The sequence below is a fragment of the Pseudomonas sp. CCI1.1 genome (assembly GCF_034348165.1).
Lineage (GTDB): Bacteria > Pseudomonadota > Gammaproteobacteria > Pseudomonadales > Pseudomonadaceae > Aquipseudomonas > Aquipseudomonas paracarnis.
This window is the reverse complement of record NZ_CP133780.1, coordinates 4,257,499-4,276,962: the sequence shown is the minus strand read 5'-3', so window position 1 is coordinate 4,276,962 and position 19,464 is coordinate 4,257,499. Positions and strand designations below refer to the sequence as shown.

Annotated in this window: 17 protein-coding genes; 9 read left to right on the top strand and 8 right to left on the bottom strand. The window is 62.1% G+C overall.

The genetic code is table 11. The features are described from left to right. Nucleotides 1-31: 31 nt before the first annotated feature. The 5 genes from RHM69_RS19415 (at nt 32) to RHM69_RS19395 (ending at nt 5,655) form a co-directional block, all read left to right on the top strand. Complete coding sequence (locus RHM69_RS19415) at nt 32-1,096, top strand: putative 2-aminoethylphosphonate ABC transporter ATP-binding protein (protein WP_166406120.1); 1,065 nt, start codon at nt 32-34, stop codon at nt 1,094-1,096. Nucleotide 1,097: 1 nt separating this feature from the next. Then, complete coding sequence (locus tag RHM69_RS19410; RefSeq protein WP_032902266.1) at nt 1,098-2,810, top strand: putative 2-aminoethylphosphonate ABC transporter permease subunit; 1,713 nt, start codon at nt 1,098-1,100, stop codon at nt 2,808-2,810. Nucleotides 2,811-2,833: 23 nt separating this feature from the next. Further along, nucleotides 2,834-3,847, top strand: coding sequence for a putative 2-aminoethylphosphonate ABC transporter substrate-binding protein (locus tag RHM69_RS19405; RefSeq protein ID WP_073843836.1), 1,014 nt, complete (start codon nt 2,834-2,836; stop codon nt 3,845-3,847). A gap of 123 nt (nt 3,848-3,970) precedes the next feature. Then, nucleotides 3,971-5,101 (top strand): TIGR03364 family FAD-dependent oxidoreductase, encoded by a 1,131-nt coding sequence (locus RHM69_RS19400; RefSeq protein ID WP_032902267.1) that lies wholly within the window; start codon nt 3,971-3,973, stop codon nt 5,099-5,101. Next, complete coding sequence (locus tag RHM69_RS19395; protein ID WP_200599489.1) at nt 5,098-5,655, top strand: phosphonate degradation HD-domain oxygenase; 558 nt, start codon at nt 5,098-5,100, stop codon at nt 5,653-5,655. Before RHM69_RS19400 ends, RHM69_RS19395 begins: the two co-directional genes overlap by 4 nt. On the opposite strand, the gene RHM69_RS19390 is transcribed toward RHM69_RS19395, so the two are convergent. Continuing rightward, nucleotides 5,652-7,019 (bottom strand): DUF3482 domain-containing protein, encoded by a 1,368-nt coding sequence (locus RHM69_RS19390; protein WP_073451818.1) that lies wholly within the window; start codon nt 7,017-7,019, stop codon nt 5,652-5,654. The two genes, RHM69_RS19395 and RHM69_RS19390, sit on opposite strands and share 4 nt — an antisense overlap. After that, a complete protein-coding gene (locus tag RHM69_RS19385; RefSeq protein ID WP_200599491.1) occupies nt 7,012-8,391 on the bottom strand; it encodes a DUF2868 domain-containing protein in 1,380 nt (459 codons plus the stop codon). Before RHM69_RS19385 ends, RHM69_RS19390 begins: the two co-directional genes overlap by 8 nt. A 69-nt stretch (nt 8,392-8,460) precedes the next feature. On the opposite strand from RHM69_RS19385, the gene RHM69_RS19380 reads away from it, so the two are divergent. Continuing rightward, nucleotides 8,461-8,973, top strand: coding sequence for a dihydrofolate reductase (locus RHM69_RS19380; RefSeq protein WP_168223895.1), 513 nt, complete (start codon nt 8,461-8,463; stop codon nt 8,971-8,973). An 85-nt stretch (nt 8,974-9,058) separates the two neighbouring features. Here the strand turns inward: RHM69_RS19380 and RHM69_RS19375 are convergent, their stop codons facing one another. Beyond that, nucleotides 9,059-10,450 (bottom strand): L-cystine transporter, encoded by a 1,392-nt coding sequence (locus RHM69_RS19375; RefSeq protein WP_014720352.1) that lies wholly within the window; start codon nt 10,448-10,450, stop codon nt 9,059-9,061. A gap of 242 nt (nt 10,451-10,692) precedes the next feature. Here RHM69_RS19375 and RHM69_RS19370 point away from each other — a divergent pair, with 242 nt between their 5' ends. Further along, a complete protein-coding gene (locus RHM69_RS19370; RefSeq protein WP_014720351.1) occupies nt 10,693-11,754 on the top strand; it encodes a hypothetical protein in 1,062 nt (353 codons plus the stop codon). Nucleotides 11,755-11,945: 191 nt separating this feature from the next. Here the strand turns inward: RHM69_RS19370 and ilvD are convergent, their stop codons facing one another. From ilvD to RHM69_RS19355, 3 genes are all read right to left on the bottom strand, one after another. Then, nucleotides 11,946-13,787, bottom strand: a complete 1,842-nt coding sequence (ilvD, locus tag RHM69_RS19365) for a dihydroxy-acid dehydratase (RefSeq protein WP_003195159.1) — start codon at nt 13,785-13,787, stop codon at nt 11,946-11,948. 229 nt (nt 13,788-14,016) lie between these two features. After that, complete coding sequence (locus tag RHM69_RS19360) at nt 14,017-15,207, bottom strand: MFS transporter (protein WP_200599493.1); 1,191 nt, start codon at nt 15,205-15,207, stop codon at nt 14,017-14,019. 125 nt (nt 15,208-15,332) lie between these two features. Then, the gene (locus RHM69_RS19355; protein ID WP_005792302.1) at nt 15,333-16,529 is read right to left on the bottom strand and encodes a class I SAM-dependent rRNA methyltransferase; all 1,197 of its coding nucleotides are present in this window, start codon (nt 16,527-16,529) and stop codon (nt 15,333-15,335) included. A 277-nt stretch (nt 16,530-16,806) separates the two neighbouring features. On the opposite strand from RHM69_RS19355, the gene RHM69_RS19350 reads away from it, so the two are divergent. Both RHM69_RS19350 and mutM read left to right on the top strand, forming a co-directional pair. Beyond that, the gene (locus RHM69_RS19350) at nt 16,807-17,619 is read left to right on the top strand and encodes an HDOD domain-containing protein (protein ID WP_177324614.1); all 813 of its coding nucleotides are present in this window, start codon (nt 16,807-16,809) and stop codon (nt 17,617-17,619) included. 21 nt (nt 17,620-17,640) lie between these two features. Further along, a complete protein-coding gene (gene mutM / locus RHM69_RS19345; RefSeq protein ID WP_014720348.1) occupies nt 17,641-18,453 on the top strand; it encodes a bifunctional DNA-formamidopyrimidine glycosylase/DNA-(apurinic or apyrimidinic site) lyase in 813 nt (270 codons plus the stop codon). Between the two features lie 123 nt (nt 18,454-18,576). On the opposite strand, the gene RHM69_RS19340 is transcribed toward mutM, so the two are convergent. Both RHM69_RS19340 and coaD read right to left on the bottom strand, forming a co-directional pair. Continuing rightward, on the bottom strand, nt 18,577-18,828 hold the full coding sequence (locus RHM69_RS19340; RefSeq protein WP_003195146.1) for a YfhL family 4Fe-4S dicluster ferredoxin: 252 nt from the start codon (nt 18,826-18,828) through the stop codon (nt 18,577-18,579). Nucleotides 18,829-18,930: 102 nt separating this feature from the next. Beyond that, nucleotides 18,931-19,410, bottom strand: a complete 480-nt coding sequence (gene coaD, locus RHM69_RS19335; RefSeq protein ID WP_003195136.1) for a pantetheine-phosphate adenylyltransferase — start codon at nt 19,408-19,410, stop codon at nt 18,931-18,933. Between the last annotated feature and the right edge of the window lie 54 nt (nt 19,411-19,464).

The window sequence follows — 19,464 nt, the reverse complement described above, 5'->3', positions numbered from 1 at the left end:
ATGGCCTTCATCCGTTCGATGAGGTGCCACCATGCACACAGCCCTGACCCAACCCGGCGCACCGATGAAAGTGCGCGCAATCCAGAAACGCTTTGGCGCCTTCACCGCGCTGGACAACGTCTCCCTGGACGTCGCCGCCGGCGAGCTGGTGTGCCTGCTGGGCCCTTCCGGTTGCGGCAAGACCACACTGCTGCGTTGCATCGCCGGCCTGGAGCGCCAGGACAGCGGTGAGCTTTACCTGGGCGAGCGGGACGTGTCCCTGCTGCCACCCCAGGCGCGGGACTACGGCATCCTGTTCCAGTCCTATGCGTTGTTTCCCAACCTCAGCGTTGAAGCGAACATCGGCTACGGCCTTACGGGCAGCGGCCGCGATGAAGTGCGCAAGCGGGTCGCGCAGATGCTTGAGCTGGTGGGCCTGGTGGGCAGCGAAAAGAAGTACCCCGGCCAACTCTCCGGCGGCCAGCAACAGCGCGTCGCCCTGGCCCGCGCACTGGCGCCGGCGCCGTCGTTATTGTTATTGGATGAGCCGATGTCGGCCCTCGATGCCCGCGTGCGCGAGCACCTGTGCACCGAACTGCGCCAACTGCAGCGGCGCCTGGGCATCACCACCTTGATGGTGACCCACAACCAGGACGAAGCCATGTTGATGGCCGACCGCATTGCCGTGATGAACAACGGTAAGGTCGAGCAGTACGCCACGCCCCAGGAAATCTACGACCGCCCGGCCACGCCGTTCGTGGCGGAGTTTGTCGGCCAGGGCAACTGGTTGCCGTTCAGCCGTAACAGCGCCAGCCATGCCCAGGTGGGTGGGTTGAACATGCGCCTGGCTGAGGACGCGGGTGTCGCCCGATCGGGCCGCTTGTTCTGCCGCCCGGAAGCGATCTGCGTCAACCCACCGGTGCATGAAGAAAACCTGTTCCCGGCCAAGGTTCGCGAGATCACCTTCCTCGGCAACCGCTGCCGCATGAGCTTTGAGCTGGAGCAGTTGCCAGGCCATCCGTTGCTGGCTGAACTGGCGCCGGAAGCCATGCCGCGCCTGGGTGCACAGGATATCTGGGTGGCGTTGCCGCCGCGCAGCCTGCAGGTGTTTGCCTGAGATGGGGGCGGTGATGACATTGCCGGTACCGCGCCAGGTGTCCCGCGCCGAGTGGGGCGACCGCCTCTTTGTGGTCGGCGGCAAATGGCTCTGGCTGGGCCTGTTGGTGGTGGCGGTGCTGTTGCCGCTGTTGGCGATCTTCTGGCGCGGCTTCAGCAGCGAAGCCGGGCAGGGCGGTGGGCTGGTGGCAGCACGCGAACTACTGAGTAGCGCCAACTTCCACTGGTTGCTGGGTAATAGCCTGAAAGTTTCCCTCAGCGTGGCGGCCATCGTCGTGCCGCTGGCCTACTTGTTTGCCTATGCCCTGCAACGCACGCTGATCCCCGGCAAGTCCATCTGGCGCGGCCTGTCCTTGCTGCCGTTGATGGCGCCGTCGATGTTGCCGGGCATTGCCCTGGTCTATTTGTTCGGCAACCAGGGCCTGCTGCGCGGCTTGTTCTCGGAGAATATCTATGGGTTCTGGGGCATTGTGCTCGGTGAGGTGATCTACACCTTTCCCCATGCCTTGATGATTTTGCTGTCGGCGTTGTCCCTGGCGGATGCGCGTTTGTTCGACGCCGCTTCGAGCATGGGCGCCAGCCCGGCCCGGGCGTTTCGCAGCATTACCTGGCCGGCCACGCGCCAGGCGGTGTTCGCCGCGTTTTGCCTGGTGTTCACCCTGACCATCACCGACTTCGGGGTACCGGTGGTGGTGGGCGGCGATTACCAGGTGCTGGCGCTGGAGGCCTACAAGGCGGTGGTGGGCCAGCAACAGTTCGGACGCGGCGCGTTGATCGGCATGGTGTTGCTGCTGCCGGCGCTGTTCAGCTTTGGCGTGGATGCCTGGTTGCGTCGTCGGCATGGCGACGCGATGAGCGGCCGCGCCCAGGTGTTCCAGCCGGCGCCATCGCGGCTGCGCGACGGGTGCTACCTGGCCATCGTGCTGCTGATCTGCGCGGCGTTGCTGCTGGTGTTCGGCATGGCGGTGTATTCCTCGCTAGTGAAATTCTGGCCGTACAACCTGTCGCTGTCGCTCAAGCACTACCAGTTTGAAGACACCGCCGGAGGCGGCTGGCTGGCCTATCGCAACAGCCTGACCATGGCGCTGTGCACCGCGTTGATCGGCAGCGTGCTGATTTTCACCGGCGCCTACCTGATGGAAAAGACCAAGGGCCAGAAGAACCTCAACCTGGCGCTGCGCATGCTCAGCTTCGTGCCGATGGCCGTGCCGGGCCTGGTCCTGGGGCTGGGCTACGTGTTCTTCTTCAACCTCAACGGCAACCCGCTGCATGTGTTGTACGGCAGCATGGCGTTGCTGGTGGTGTGCACCATTGCGCACTACCTGACCACCGCGCAGATGACTGCAACCACCGCCTTGCGCCAGTTGGACGCCGAGTTCGAAGCCGCCGCGTTGTCCCTCAAGGCACCGTTGTACCGCCATTATCTGCGCGTCACGGTGCCGATCTGTCTGCCGGCGCTGCTGGACATCCTGCGCTACCTGTTTGTCTCGGCGATGACCACCGTGTCCGCCGCGATTTTCCTCTACAGCCCCGACACCATCCTCGCCGCCGTCGCCGTGCTGAACATGGACGACGCCGGCAATGTGGGCGGTGCGGCGGCCATGTCGACCCTGATCTTGTTCACTTCGGCCAGCGTCTCGCTGCTGCTGGCGTGGGCCTCACGTGGCGCGCTGCGCCGCTCCCAAGCCTGGCGCCAGCGCGCACCTGGCCAATAAAACATCCCTGAAGGAGGTGCTCCATGTTCAAGCCCCTGGCGCTGGTCGCTGCAGTCCTCACGGCATTCAGCCTGAATGCTTTGGCCAAGACCGAGTTGACGGTGTACACGGCCCTTGAAGCCGAGCAATTGAAGACCTACAAAAAAGCTTTCGAACAGGCCAACCCCGACGTCGAGATCAAGTGGGTGCGCGACTCCACCGGCATCATCACCGCCAAACTGCTGGCCGAGAAAGACCGCCCCCAGGCTGACGTGGTGTGGGGCCTGGCCGCCTCCAGCCTGGCGATCCTCGATCAGCAAGGCATGCTCGACAACTACGCGCCCAAGGACTTGGACAAGATCGGCAAAAACTACCGCGACGCCGCCAACCCTCCGGCCTGGGTCGGCATGGACGTGTGGGCCGCCACCCTCTGCTTCAACACCGTCGAAGCCGAGAAGCAGGGCCTCACCAAACCGGTGAGCTGGCAGGACCTGACCAAGCCTGAATACAAGGGCAAGATCGTGATGCCTAACCCGGCGTCTTCAGGCACCGGCTTCCTGGATGTCAGCGCCTGGCTCCAGACCTTCGGCGAGAAGCAAGGCTGGCAGTACATGGACGACTTGCACCAGAACATCGGCCAGTACGTTCACTCCGGCTCCAAGCCGTGCAAGTTGGCGGCGTCCGGTGAGTTTCCGATTGGTATTTCCTTCGAATACCCGGCGGTTCAGCTCAAGCGCCAGGGCGCGCCGCTGGACATCATCCTGCCCAAGGAAGGCCTGGGCTGGGACATCGAAGCCACCGCCGTGATCAAAGGCACGGCCCATGCCGAGGCGGCGAAAAAACTCGCTGACTTCTCCGCCAGCACCGCGGCGATGGATCTGTACAAGGACAACTTCGCCGTGCTCGCCCAACCGGGAATCGCCAAGCCACAGACCGAATTGCCGGCCGACTATGAGCAACGGTTGATCAAGAACGACTTTGTCTGGGCTTCCAAGAACCGTGACAGCATCTTGGCCGAATGGCGTAAGCGTTATGACGGCAAGTCGGAAAAACAGTAACCGATCGTTCCCACGCTCCGCGTGGTAACGCCGCTCTGGACGCTCCGCGTCCGCTTTTAAAGGTCGTGACGCGGAGCGTCACCGGATGAATTCCCACGCGGAGCGCGGGAACCAGAGGACAGTATGAGTAGTGATCTGTTAGTCGTCGGCGCCGGCATCCTCGGTCTCTCCCACGCCTATGCCGCCGCCAGGCGCGGCCTCAAGGTCAAGGTGTTCGAGCGAAGCGCCACGCCATTGGGCGCCTCAGTGCGCAACTTCGGCCAGGCGCTGGTCACCGGTCAACCACCAGGGCCAATGCTCGACCTGGCGCGGGAAAGCCGCGAAATATGGGGCCAGTGGGCGCAAGCGGCGGGCCTGGCGCTCAAACGCAATGGCTCGTACCTGTTCGCCCGCACCGAAGCCGAAGAGCATCTGCTCGAAGCCTTCTGCGCCGGGCGCGCGCGGGAGCACGGCTACAACGTCGAGCTGCTGCAGGGCGCTGTCATGAACGACCTGTACGCCGGCCAGTTCCGCCATCACCGCGCCGCACTGCATGGCAAGGACGACCAGCAACTGTATTCCCGCGAGGCCATCCCGGCGCTGATCCATTACCTGAGCCAGGCGCTTAACGTGGAGTTTCACTTCTCTACCCTGGTGCGCGAGGTTGAACCGGGCCAGTTGCACAGCACGGCAGGCCGCTTTCGCGGCGAGCAGATCATTGTTTGCTCCGGCCACGACTATCAAACCCTGCTGGCCGACGCCATCGCCGCGCTCAACCCGCAAACCTGTCGCCTGCAAATGCTGCGCGCCCGGCCAGTGCTCAACCTGAACCTGCAACATGCCTTGCTCACCGGCTTGAGCTGCGTGCACTACGGCGCCTTTGCCGACCTGCCGGAAGCGGCCGCCGTGCAGGCGCAGATCTTGCGCGAAACGCCGTACCTGCACGAGCACGGCATTCACCTGTTGATCAGCCCTACGCCCCATGGCGAGTTGATCATCGGTGACTCCCACCATTACGACAGCGATCCGTCGCCCTTCAACGCCGAGCAGGTGGATGACTGGCTGATCGAACTGGCGCAACAGACCTTGGGTTGCAAGGTCCAGGTGGTGGAGCGCTGGCAGGGCGTCTACGGTTCGCGCGGGCCTGGGCCGTTTTCGTTTGTGCAGGCGGCACCTGGCGTCAGCGCTGCCTTGATGCACACCGGCGTAGGGATGAGCGTGGGGCCGGCGATGGCCGAGCGTAATATCAGCACACTGTGGGGCGCGACGCGATGAGCCCGGAACAGGCGATTGCCCAGGTGTTTGGCTTGTACGAGCAACATGGCACGGCTGACTACATCGGCGAGCCGGTGTCGCAAATCGAGCACATGTCCCAGGCCGCGCAATTGGCCATGGCCGAAGGTTTTGACGACGAGGTGGTGCTGGCGGCGTTTTTCCACGACCTCGGCCATCTCTGCGGCCAGGGCGGCGCGAACATGGGCGGTTATGGCGTGGTCAGCCACGAGCGGCTGGGCGCCGATTACCTGCGCCGGGCAGGCTTCAGCGAACGCCTGGCCAGGCTGGTGGAATACCACGTCCAGGCCAAGCGTTACCTGACCTTCAGCCAACCGGACTATTTCGCCCGCTTGAGCGAAGCCAGCCGTCGCACTCTGGCTTACCAAGGCGGCGTCATGAGCGCAGAAGAGGCTCGGACCTTTGAGCAAGACCCGTTGTATGCCGTGAGCTTGCGTATGCGCCACTGGGACGAGCAGGCCAAGCAAATGCAGGTGCCGGTGCTGGACCTTCAGGTGCTTAAGGCCAAGGCCCGGCAGGTGCTGATGACTGCTTAGGTCTCGTCGAGGCGCATGGCAAGGGCTTCGACCTGTTCTTGACGCTCGGCCTGGCTTAGTTTGGCGTGGGGATTGAGGGACGACCATTGCGGATAGGCGCGGGCCTTGTTCAAGGCGTCAGGCAGTTTGCCCTCGCGCCAGGTTTTGTCCTGGGGCGTGTCGACCTTGATGCTGTGCATTGCCGCATGGCCGCGCAGGTTCAGGGCCTTGAGCAACTGGCGCTGGCGCAGGGCGAGCAGGCGCAGCACGCTGTCATCGACGGTGAGTTCGCGTTGGCCCTTGATCTTGCCCATCAGGCGGCTGCCGTAGCTGCGCGCGGTTTGCAGCGCACCGCCGGCAATCGCGCCCGCCAGGGCAGCAGCGCCCAGCGTCAGGCCGCCGACCAGGAGGTCCACGCCCGCACCGGCGGCTGCGCCGGCGGCGATCCCGCCACCCACCCGCACGCCCAGTTGCTTGAGGGTTTCGGGGTTGAACAGGTCGTCGCCCCAGCGCCCATCCAGTAGCGGCAGGTCGCTGGCCGCCGCGTCCTGTGGGCGAAAGCCGTACAGCTTGAGCAGGGCATCAACACACTTTTGTTCCCGTTGGCGCACCGCTTTGCGCAAATCGCCGATGGCTTGCTGTTCATCTTCGGTGACGACATTGCGACGGCAGGCCGCGCAGTCGATCAACAGTTCGGCGATCAAGCGGGCGGCGCTTTGCTGGCGGGCCTGGCGCTGGGCTTCTTGATCGAGGATCAGGCGTTCCAACTGCGGCCGTGAGTTTTCCAGCAGCAGGGCCAGGCTTTCATACAGCCGGCGTTCGCCGTCTTCGGGCGGTGCCACGCTGTCGAAACGCACCAGCGCATGCAGGCCGAGGCGGGCCAGGGCTTCGCGCCAGTCCGGTTCACGGTGGTCGCTGCTGCTGACAAAGTTGAGCACCGGCAACAACGGCTTGCCGCAACTGGCCAGCACTTGCAGTTCGTCGCGGTACTTGGCCAGCACCGGCTCGCGAGCGTCGATCACGTACAGGCCGGCATCGGAGGCCAGCAACTGGCGCAGCACCTTGGCTTCCTGTTCGAAACGCTGGCGCGCCTCGCTGCCTTCCAGGAAACGCGCCAGCCGCGCAGGGCCATCCAGGCGTTCGCCGGGGCGGTCGAGGCGTTCCAGGTAATCGAGCAGGGCGATGGCGTCTTCCAGGCCGGGAGTGTCGTACAGCTCCAGCAAAGCTTCGCCATCTACCGATAGGCGTGCACCTTCCACGTGCCGCGTGGTGCTGGGGCGATGGGACACTTCGCCAAAGCCGACATCGCGGGTGAGGGTGCGCAACAATGAGGTTTTGCCCACGTTGGTATGGCCGACCACGGCGAGTTTCAGCGGTTTAGTCATGACCTGTCTCCAGCCAAGTGAGCGGCGCGCAATCGGCAAACGACACTTCAAGCTGTTGCAACGCGGCATGCCAGTCGCCCAGGCGCTCGGCGTCCAGCGCCTGGCCCGGTGGTGCCTGCAGCAGCCATACGCGGGTGTCGGTGGCGCTGCGTGCCAGCTCGGCGATCAGCGCCAGGCTGCCACGGTCGGGCGAGCGGCGCGGGTCACAGGCGATGGCCAGGCGCGCGGGTGGGAAACGGCTGAGTTGCTCCAGCAGTTTGTGGCGTGATTCGCGGCTGTCGAGGATGCCGGCGTTCTTGACGTTGGCAGGCAGTTTAGGGGGCCAAGGGTGCTGGTCGTCGAGTTCGATGGCGACCAGCAAGGCGCCATCACTCTGCAGCTCACTTGCGCCGCCGCTGATCGGGTGCAGGTGTTCGGGCGCCACATCGTTGACCCCCAGGCGCTCGCTGCTGGGCATCAGGCGTTCGCGCAGTTGGGCGTAGCCGGGCAGGTTGAGGTCCAGGCGCAACGCTGCGCGCCCGCGTTTCCATCGCCACAGGCACAGCAAGGCAAGGATCAACCGCGGCAGCAGGCCGTAGACCAGCAACACGCCCACCAGCCAGGCCGCCCAGGCCTGGCGGGCGCTTTCGATATTCAGCGCGGAGTCGCCGCTGGCGCGGATCATCTCCACGGTGGGCACATTGAAACCGAGCAGCGCCGGGAGTGTGCCAAGGGCCTGGGTCACAGCGACAAAGGTATCGGCGCCGAGAATGGTGGTTTCCCACACAAACCCGTAGCGGCGGGTGGCGAGCAGGGTCAGCAGGATCACCAGGGCGCTGAGCAAGGCCAGCAACCACAAGCTGTTGACCAGCACACCCACCGCCCAGCGATTGAGTTTTTGCCGTTGCAGCAACAGCAACAATGCTGGGGCCAGTTGCGCGGCCTTGGCGTCACGCGCCAGTTTCTCGCTGAGCCACAACCACAGCCGGCCAAGGCTGGCGCTGTGTTCACCGGCAAACAGCAGGCCCAGGGCCCAACTGATCAGCAAGATCAGGTTCAGGCCGAGCAGGCTGCCCAAGGCCCAAAACACATTCACCGGAGCCAGGCCATTGCCCAGCGCGGCGAACGCCAAACCGGTGCCGCTGATGACGGCGACCGCCGCCAGTAACCCCAGGGCCAGGCGTGCGCCTTGCAGCCAGCGGCTGAGCGCGGCGGCCAAGCCATCGCGCTCGGCCAGGTGCAGCGCACGCTGCTGGATGCGCGTGGCCAGGTCGCCCCCGGCGGTGCGGGCCAGGCGGTTGGCTTCCAAGTCTTCCAGGGGGCCGGCGTGTTCTTCCCGCAGGCGCACGGTTTCTGTCAGCCAAAGTCTGTGCAGCGGGTTCAGTGCAGTCACGCGCCGTCCTGTCGAGTTGATAAGGTTGGAGCATAACCGCTGGCTCGCCGCTCTGGTATTCTCGTCGCCATGAAAAAAACTCTCCCTTTAAGCCTGATCGCAGCCCTCGGTGAAAACCGTGTGATCGGCGTCGACAACAGCATGCCCTGGCATTTGCCGGGGGATTTCAAATATTTCAAAGCCACCACCCTTGGCAAGCCGATCATCATGGGGCGCAAGACCTGGGACTCCCTGGGCCGACCGCTGCCGGGGCGCTTGAACCTGGTGGTCAGCCGTCAGACCGATCTTGTGCTGGAAGGTGCGCAAGTGTTTCCGTCACTGGACGCAGCGGTAGAGCGGGCTGAGGAGTGGGCCAAGGCGCAAGGCGTGGACGAGCTGATGCTGATCGGCGGCGCGCAGTTGTATGCGCAGGGGCTGGAACAGGCCGATCGCTTGTACCTGACCCGCGTGGCGCTGAGCCCGAAAGGGGATGCGTGGTTTCCAGAGTTTGATATGAACCAGTGGAAGCTGGTGTCGAATGTCGAGAATCCGGCTGAAGGTGATAAGCCGGCCTACAACTTCGAAGTGTGGGAAAAAGCCTAAAAGCATCGCAGGCAAGCCAGCGCCCACAGTTTGATGTGTGAATACATTCAAATGTGGGAGCTGGCTTGCCTGCGATAGCGGTCTATCAGACCTGCGCTAACTCGGCATGCTCATCGGCATCCAGCAAGGCCTTATCCGTCTGCCCCATGATCTGGCTGGTAATCGCCCCCGCCGTCATCGAACCATTGACGTTCAACGCCGTGCGGCCCATGTCGATCAGCGGTTCCACGGAAATCAACAGCGCCACCAGTGACACCGGCAAGCCCATGGCGGGCAGCACGATCAGCGCGGCAAAGGTCGCACCGCCGCCTACGCCGGCAACGCCCGCCGAACTCAAGGTCACAATGGCTACCAGGGTTGCGATCCACAGCGGGTCCAGCGGGTTGATGCCCACGGTCGGCGCGACCATCACCGCCAACATGGCAGGGTAAAGACCGGCGCAACCGTTCTGGCCGATGGTCGCGCCAAACGAGGCGGCGAAACCGGCGATGGATTGCGGAATGCCCAGGCGACGGGTCTGCGCTTCAATGCTCAGCGGGATGCTTGCAGCGCTGGAGCGGCTGGTAAAGGCAAAGGTCAGTACCGGCCACACCTTGCGGAAGAAGCGTAGCGGGTTGATCCCGGCCAGGGACAGCAGCAGGCCATGCACCACGAACATCAGGCCCAGGGCCAGGTACGACACCACCACGAAACTGCCCAGCTTGATGATGTCTTGCAGGTTGGAACCAGCGACCACTTTGGTCATCAGCGCCAGCACGCCGTAGGGGGTCAGCTTCATCACCAGGCGCACCAGGCGCATCACCCAGGCTTGCAGGGTGTCGATGGCGTTAAGGACTTTCTGGCCTTTTTCCACGTCGTCCTTGAGCAGTTGCAGCGCGGCAACTCCAAGGAACGCGGCGAAAATCACCACGCTGATGATCGACGTCGGCTTGGCCCGGGCCAGGTCGGCGAACGGGTTGGCCGGCACGAACGACAGCAGCAACTGCGGGATATTCAGGTCGGCAACCTTGCCAGCGTAATCACTCTGGATCACTTGCAGGCGCGCCATTTCCTGGGTGCCGGCCACCAGGCCTTCGGCGGTGAGGCCGAACAGGTTGGTCAGGCCGATGCCGATCAGCGCCGCGATGGCCGTGGTGAACAGCAGCGTGCCGATGGTCAGGAAGCTGATCTTGCCCAGGGACGAGGCGTTGTGCAGGCGCGCCACGGCACTGAGGATCGAGGCGAACACCAGCGGGATCACGATCATTTGCAGCAGCTGCACATAGCCGTTGCCGACCAGGTCAAACCAGCCGATGGAGGCTTTGAGCACCGGGTTGCCGTCGCCATAGATCGTGTGCAACGCCGCGCCGAACAGCACGCCCAGCACCAGGGCGAACAGCACCTTCTTGGCCAGGCTCCAGTTAGTACGGCGAGTTTGTGCCAGGCCCAGCAACAGGGCCACGAACACCAATAAATTGAGAATCAGGGGCAGATTCATTGAAGCTCCGTTGAGAAGGCAGCCAATCGCGTGAGCCTGCGATTGCTAACCGGGAAGCCTAACAGCTTGAAATATATTGATTTAATACCAATATGGAATGGCGACTGTCGTTTTTGGAATAAGCGTTTGACGCCCAGGCGTATGCCCTTGGCGCAATCGCGACGTCAGCGGTCGCGCTCGGGCGATAACTGTCATACGGATTTGTTAGCGTCGATGTCTTTCACTTGAGGGAGACAACGCCTATGAAGCTCGCGCCGAAACTATTGGTATCCGCCGCCTTTTGCCTCGGGCTCGCCAGCCAGGCGTTTGCCGCCACCGAGTTGAAACACTGGCCGGCACCTGCCGCCAAACAACTCAACGAAATGATCGCCGCCAATGCCAACAAGGGTAACTACGCGGTGTTCGACATGGACAACACCAGCTACCGCTATGACCTTGAAGAGTCGCTGCTGCCGTTCATGGAAAACAAGGGCCTGATCACCCGCGAAACCATGGACCCTTCGCTCAAGCTTATCCCCTTCAAAGACACCGCCGACCATAAGGAAAGTCTGTTCAGCTACTACTATCGCCTGTGCGAAGTCGACGACATGGTCTGCTACCCCTGGGTTGCGCAGATTTTTTCCGGCTTTACCCTCAAGGAGCTCAAAGTGCAGGTCGACGAGCTGATGGCCTCCGGCAAGCCCGTGCCGGTCAGCTATTTCGAAGGCGACGTGGTGAAAAAATCCGAGGTACAGCCGCCGAAAGTCTTCACCGGCCAGGCCGAGCTGTACAACAAACTGATGGAAAACGGCATCGAGGTCTATGTGATGACCGCCGCGTCCGAGGAGCTGGTGCGCATGGTCGCGGCTGATCCGAAGTACGGCTACAACGTCAAACCCGAGAACGTCATCGGCGTGACCACGATGCTCAAGGACCGCAAGACCGGCGAGCTGACCACCGCACGCAAACAGATCACTGCCGGCAAGTATGACGAGAAGAGCAACCTCGGCCTGGAACTGACTCCCTACCTGTGGACCCCGGCGACCTGGATGGCCGGTAAGCACGCGGCGATCCTCACCTACATCGACGAATGGAAAAAACCAGTGATTGTCGGCGGTGACACACCGACCAGCGATGGCTACATGCTGTTCCACGATGTGGACGTGGCCAAGGGCGGCATCCACCTGTGGATCAACCGCAAAGACAAGTACATGACCCAACTCAACGGCATGATCGCCAAGCACGCGGCGGCGCAAGCCAAGGAAGGGTTGCCGGTGACGGCGGACAAGAACTGGGTGATCGTGAAACCGGAGGAGATTCAGTAAAGAGCCTTAAGTCGAAGTGCAGTCACTGTGGGAGCTGGCTTGCCTGCGATGCAGACACCTCGGTACTTCATGTACTCCGAGGTGATGCAATCGCAGGCAAGCCAGCTCCCACATTTGATCTCCAATGTCTTGGGGAATTTCTGCAGACAAAAAAAGCCCCGCACCTGGCGGGGCTTTTTTATGCGCGGGGCTTACAGGCCGTCGAGCATGGCTTTGTTGCGCACCGCACCCTTGTCGGCGCTGGTGGCCAACAACGCGTAGGCCTTCAACGCGGTGGTGACTTTGCGCGGGCGCTTCTCCACCGGCTTCCAGCCTTTCTTGTCCTGCTCAACCCGGCGTGCTGCCAGTTCTTCATCGCTGATCAACAGGTTGATCGAGCGGTTCGGAATGTCGATCAGCACCTTGTCGCCATCCTGCACCAGGCCAATCGCGCCGCCGGCAGCGGCTTCCGGGGAAGCGTGGCCGATGGACAGGCCCGACGTGCCGCCGGAGAAACGGCCGTCGGTCAGCAGGGCGCAGGCTTTGCCCAGGCCTTTGGATTTCAGATAGGACGTGGGGTAAAGCATCTCCTGCATACCCGGGCCGCCTTTAGGGCCTTCGTAGCGGATGATCACGATGTCGCCTTCCTTGACTTCGTCCGCGAGGATGCCGCGTACCGAGCTGTCCTGGCTTTCGTAGATCTTGGCGCGGCCTTCGAAAACGTGGATGGATTCATCCACACCTGCCGTTTTCACCACACAGCCGTCGAGGGCGATGTTGCCGTACAGCACGGCCAGGCCGCCTTCTTGCGAGTAGGCGTGCTCGACACTGCGGATGCAGCCGTTTTCACGGTCGTCGTCCAGGGTGTCCCAGCGGGTCGACTGGCTGAACGCGGTCTGGGTGGGGATACCGGCCGGGCCGGCCTTGAAGAAGGTGTGCACGGCTTCGTCGTCAGTCTGGGTGATGTCCCATTTGGCGATGCCTTCGGCGATGGACTTGCTGTGCACGGTTGGCAGGTCGGTGTGCAGCAGGCCGCCACGGGCCAGGGAGCCGAGGATTGAGAAGATCCCGCCGGCGCGGTGCACGTCTTCCATGTGGTACTTCTGGATGTTCGGCGCGACCTTGCACAGCTGTGGCACGTGACGGGACAGGCGGTCGATGTCGCGCAGGTCAAAGTCGATCTCGGCTTCCTGGGCGGCAGCCAGCAAATGCAGAATGGTGTTGGTGGAACCGCCCATGGCGATGTCCAGGGTCATGGCGTTTTCGAACGCCTTGAAGTTGGCGATATTGCGCGGCAACACCGACTCATCGTTCTCGCCGTAGTAGCGCTTGCACAGCTCGACGATGGTACGGCCGGCCTGCAGGAACAACTGCTCGCGGTCGCTGTGAGTGGCCAATGTGGAACCGTTGCCCGGCAAGGCGAGGCCCAGGGCTTCCACCAGGCAGTTCATCGAGTTGGCGGTGAACATGCCGGAGCACGAACCGCAGGTCGGGCAGGCGCTGCGCTCGTATTCGGCGACCTTCTCGTCAGAAGCGCTGGAATCGGCGGCGATTACCATGGCGTCGACGAGGTCGAGGCCGTGGGAGGCGAGTTTGGTCTTGCCGGCTTCCATCGGCCCGCCGGAGACGAAGATCACCGGGATGTTCAGGCGCAAGGCAGCCATCAACATGCCGGGGGTGATCTTGTCGCAGTTGGAGATGCACACAATGGCGTCGGCGCAGTGGGCGTTGACCATGTACTCCACGGAGTCAGCGATGATCTCGCGGCTCGGCAGGGAATACAGCATGCCGTCATGGCCCATGGCGATGCCGTCGTCCACGGCGATGGTGTTGAATTCTTTAGCCACGCCACCGGCGCGTTCGATCTCGCGGGCGACCAGTTGGCCCAGGTCCTTGAGATGGACATGGCCCGGCACGAACTGGGTGAACGAGTTGGCAATCGCGATGATCGGCTTCTTGAAGTCGTCATCTTTCATCCCCGTGGCACGCCACAGTGCGCGCGCGCCGGCCATGTTGCGGCCGTGGGTGGATGTTTTCGAGCGGTAATCAGGCATTGGAGCACTCCGGGCGGCTAATCAAGTACTAAAGGGGAGTGAGCTTCTAATTGACGACTGGAACACTCAGAAAATGGCCGTGTGTCCGGAAGTTGCCACTCGCGTCGCGGGATCGCCGCGTGCTTGGGCCTCGAGCTCATAAACCCGCCGGGGGATGACTGGCGATGAATAGGGCCGATTCTACACCGCTGGCGGCTGGAGGGAATGGGCGCAACCTTGAAGTTAGCCGCTACAGGACGTGCGGGTGCCGCCGTGCCCATGAGTTCAACGCAAGGGCGGCAAGGCTCAGGATCAGAAAACACAAGCCAAGCGCAGTACTCAACTGGTGGGTAAAGGTGCTGATAAACGCACTGATACAGCCGCCAGCAATGAACAGCACTGCCGCAACGGCGGAAGCTGCGGCTCCCGCATTGTCTGGAAACAGGCTCATGGCCTTGGAGTTGGAAATGGGCCGGGTGATGGTGGTGCCCGCCGTGCAGAGCAGCATGGGCACCAACACTGTCGGGGTTGATAAGCCGAACAGGTAGGCCAACAGCAGCATGACCACGCCAGAGATAGCGATCAGAACCAGCCCGACTGCCATCTGGGTAGCCGCCGCCAGCCGTTTGTGCAGGACGCCGGCACAGAGGCCTCCCACTACGTAGGCGGCGCCGTAGAGAAGCAAGGTCAATGAGTACTCATGGGGTGACAGCTTTAACTGGTCCATGAAAATGAGCGGTGACACAACGATGAATGAGAAATGACAGGCGAAGGTGATCGAGGAGATCGTGGCGTAGCTGGCGAAATGTCTGTTGGCGAAAACCTTGGCGTAGGCCCTGAAAATACCCCGCTCGCTTGGCGCGGTTGGAGGGAAGCCGCCATGCAGTAATCGGTGAGCCATAATCCACGTTGCAGCACAGAGGGCGATAAACGCGTAGAAGCTGGCTTTCCATCCCCAGTGCAATTGCAGCCATGCGCCCAGCATTGGGGAAATCGAGATGAAAATGCCTCCGGCCGTGGCCATTGCTATGCGCAACCGCTCCTGTTCCCTGCCGAAAAAAAGGTCCTGCACCAGCGCTTGGGACAGTATGAAACCACCGCAGCCTATGGCCTGAATGACTCGAAAGAACAGGAATTGGGGCGTGTTTCTGGCGGCCAGACACCCGACTGCACCCAGGATGGCTACTACCATACTGGCCAGGAGTAGCTTCTTGCGACCGATTCTGTCGGACAGCGGGCCGATCAGCAGCATTGAGCAGGAAAATCCAATGGCGAACAGGCTGACGGATCGAGCGATATGGGTGGTCGAGGTATGGAAGTGTTCAGCCAGGGCGGGAAAGGAGGGCAGTACGACGTCAAGGGGGAAGACGCCCAGCAAAGTCATGGTCATCAGCCAGAAAACCAAGAGCGGTTTTTCAGCCTGTGTAATTGCCTTCGACATACGCGAGCCTCGGTTCCATGAGAGGGGCGAGGATCGAGTCTGCGCTACGGAAAGTCAAAGCCTGGGGCAGTACGACATTTCCTAAAAACCTGTAGGAACCCGCAAGTCCCTACAGGGGAACAGCATCAGCTATTGGGTAGCAACCGGCAGGTAATGCTCTTGATGTAGCGCGTCTCGACAATCGCCGGGTGCACCGGGTGGTCCGGGCCTTGGCCGCCGCGTTCGAGCATCTGGATGTTGCGGTCCAGATGGCGGGCGCTGGTGAGCAGGATGTTTTGCAGGTCGTCTTCCGGCAGGTGCATGGAGCACGAGGCGCTGACGAGGATGCCGTCTTTGCTGAGCAGGCGCATGGCTTGCTCGTTGAGGCGGCGGTAGGCGCCTTCGCCGTTTTTCATGTCTTTTTTGCGCTTGATGAAGGCCGGTGGGTCGGCGACGATCACGTCGAAGCGCTCTTCGCTGGCTTTCAGTTCTTTCAACGCCTCAAAGACGTCGCCTTCGATGCAGGTCATCTTCTCGGCAAAGCCGTTCAGCGCGGCGTTGCGCTCTACGCCGTCGAGGGCGAAGGCCGAAGCGTCGACGCAGAACACTTCACTGGCGCCAAAGGCTGCAGCTTGCACGCCCCAGCCGCCGATGTAGCTGTACAGGTCCAGTACACGCTTGCCCTTGGCATACGGGGCCAGGCGGGCGCGGTTCATGCGGTGGTCGTAGAACCAGCCGGTTTTCTGGCCCTGGATCACCGGGGCTTCGAACTTGACGCCGTTCTCTTCCAGCGCCACCCACTCCGGCACCAGGCCGAATACGGTTTCGACGTAGCGGTTGAGGCCTTCGGCGTCGCGCGCGGCGGAGTCGTTCTTGAACAGGATGCCGCTGGGCTTGAGCACTTGGGTCAGCGCGGCGATCACATCTTCTTTATGCGCTTCCATGGTCGCCGAGGCGATCTGTACCACCAGGATGTCGCCGAAACGGTCGACCACCAGGCCCGGCAGCAGGTCGGAATCACCGTAGACCAGGCGGTAGAACGGCTTGTCGAACAGGCGGTCACGCAGGGACAGCGCGACGTTGAGGCGGTGCACCAGCAGCGACTTGTCCAGCGGCAGCTTGATGTCGCGCGACAGCAGGCGGGCGCAGATCAGGTTGTTCGGGCTCATGGCCACGATGCCCAGGGTCTTGCCGCCGGCCGCTTCCAGGATAGCCTGGTCGCCTGCCTGGAAGCCGTGGAGTGGGGTGGCGGCCACGTCGATTTCGTTGCTGTAGACCCACAGGTGGCCGTTGCGCAAACGACGATCGGCGTTGGCTTTGAGACGCAGGCTTGGCAGGGACATGACGTCGCTCCGGAAAAAAGAGCGGGAGTATACCCTTTGCGCACTCTTTCATGTGGGAGCTGGCTTGCCTGCGATGCGGGCGGCGCGGTGTATCAGACGTACGGTGGTGATGCTATCGCAGGCAAGCCAGCTCCCACATTCGATCGGGTTTCACTTGGGTTTTTGGGTGTCGGCCACATCGGCATAAGGGGTAGAATTCGCGCCTAGCCCAGAGTGTGTACTTATGTCCCAAGAGCTTTCCCCCGAGCAGATCCAACAGGCCCTGCAAGGCATCAGCGTGCCGCCTCAACCGCAAATCATGGTGGATTTGCAGATGGAGCAGTACATGCCCGACCCGGACCTGGAAGTGATTGCGCGGCTGATCTCCCAGGACCCGGGCTTGTCCGGCGCGCTGCTCAAGATCGTCAATTCGCCGTATTACGGCCTGAGCAACAAAATCGCTTCGATCCAGCGTGCGGTGAACCTGCTGGGCAGCCGTTCGATCATCAATTTGATCAACGCGCAGTCGATCAAGGGTGAGATGTGCGACGACACCATCGTCACCCTCAACCGCTTCTGGGACACCGCCCAGGATGTGGCCATGACCTGCCTCACCCTGGCCAAGCGCACCGGTTCCCAGGCCGTGGACGAAGCCTATGCCTTGGGCCTGTTCCATGATTGTGGCGTGCCGCTGATGCTCAAGCGCTTCCCCAATTACATGGCGGTGCTGGAAGATGCCTACGCCAATGCCGCCCCGGATTGCCGCGTGGTCGACACCGAAAACAAAGCGTTCCACACCAACCATGCGGTAGTCGGCTACTACACCGCCAAGTCCTGGCGCCTGCCGGAGCATGTCACCGACGCCATCGCCAATCACCATAACGCCCTGGCGATTTTCAGCGATGAGACGTCGCGCAACCCACAGCTCAAGAACCTGCTGGCCATTTTGAAGATGGCCGAGCATATCTGTTCGTCCTATCGCGTACTGGGCAATCAGCCAGTGGATCATGAGTGGAACGCCATCGGCCATCTGGTGCTGGATTACGTGGGCCTGTCGGACTACGACTTCGAGAGCCTGAAGTTGTCGATCCGCGAACTGGGCGCGCACTGACCCGTCATTCAAGAGGTACATATGCCCGAGTTACCAGAAGTCGAAACCACCCGACGCGGCATTGCCCCGCACCTGGAAGGCCAGCGCGTCAGCCGCGTGGTAGTGCGTGAGCGGCGCCTGCGCTGGCCGATTCCGGAAGACCTGGATGTGCGCCTGTCAGGGCAGCGCATCGTGCTGGTGGAGCGCCGGGCCAAATACCTGTTGATCAATGCCGAAGTGGGCACCTTGATCAGCCACCTGGGCATGTCGGGCAACTTGCGCCTGGTGGAAGTCGGCATGCCCGCGGCCAAGCATGAGCACGTGGATATCGAGCTGGAATCGGGCATGGCCCTGCGCTACACCGACCCGCGGCGCTTCGGTGCGATGCTCTGGAGCCACGACCCGCACAACCATGAGCTGCTGATGCGGCTGGGGCCGGAGCCGTTGACCGACCTGTTTGATGGCGAGCGCTTGTTCCAGCTGTCTCGCGGTAAGTCCATGGCGGTGAAACCGTTCATCATGGACAACGCGGTGGTGGTGGGCGTGGGCAATATCTATGCGACCGAGGCGCTGTTTGCAGCTGGGATTGACCCACGCCGCGCCGCCGGGGGTATTTCACGCGGGCGTTATCTGAAGCTGGCGATTGAAATCAAGCGGGTGCTGGCTGCTGCCATCGAGCGGGGCGGCACCACGTTGCGGGACTTTATCGGCGGCGATGGGCAGCCGGGGTATTTCCAGCAGGAACTGTTCGTGTATGGCCGGGGCGGCGAGGCATGCAAGGTCTGCGGCACTGAGCTGCGCAATGTGGTGCTGGGGCAGCGGGCGAGTGTGTTTTGCCCCAGGTGTCAGAGCTGATTGCTGGGTGAAGGCTGATATTGCTATCGCAGGCAAGCCAGCTCCGACATTTGAATGTATTCATATATCCAAGTGTGGGAGCTGGCTTGCCTGCGATGAGGCCCTTAGGGGCAATGAAGAGGTTTAGGCCTTACCGGTAATCTTGCGGTACTTCTCCATCAACTGCTCTTCCGTCTCAGGGTGTGCCTCGTCCAGCGGAATGCAATCCACCGGGCATACCTGCTGGCACTGCGGTTCGTCGTAGTGACCGACGCACTGGGTGCACAGGTTAGGGTCGATCACGTAGATCTCTTCGCCCTGGGAAATGGCAGCGTTCGGGCACTCGGGTTCGCAGACGTCGCAGTTGATGCAATCGTCGGTGATGATCAGGGACATGGAAACTCCTGCCAGGGCACTCTGCCAAGGCATCTGAAAACTAATGCGCGCAATTGTGCCGCATTGGCGCCCGCAGTGCGAGCAGGCACCGACCGAGCAGCCTTACTTCTTGAAGCGCAGCGTCAGCGCATCGGCCACGGCTGGATGCACGAATTTGGTGATATCTCCGCCCAAAGCGGCGATTTCACGAACCAACGTCGAGGAAATGAACGAATAACGCTCCGACGGCGTCAGGAACAGGCTTTCCACGTCCGGCGCCAATTGGCGGTTCATGTTGGCCAGCTGGAATTCGTATTCGAAGTCCGACACCGCACGCAGGCCACGCAGGAACACATTGGCGTTCTGCTCCTTGGCGAAATGCGCCAGCAATGTCGAAAAGCCCACTACTTCCACATTCGGCAGGTGCTTGGTGACCTCTTGCGCCAGCTCCACACGTTGTTCCAGGGGAAACAGCGGGTTTTTCTTGGGGCTGGCCGCGACCGCGATGATCACATGGTCGAACAGGCGAGAGGCGCGTTCGACCAGATCGCCATGGCCTTTGGTAATCGGGTCGAAGGTACCTGGGTACAACACTCGGTTCATCGCGTCGTCCTGGCGGAGTCCGTTGGGGAACCGGATGGTATCGCAGCATTACCG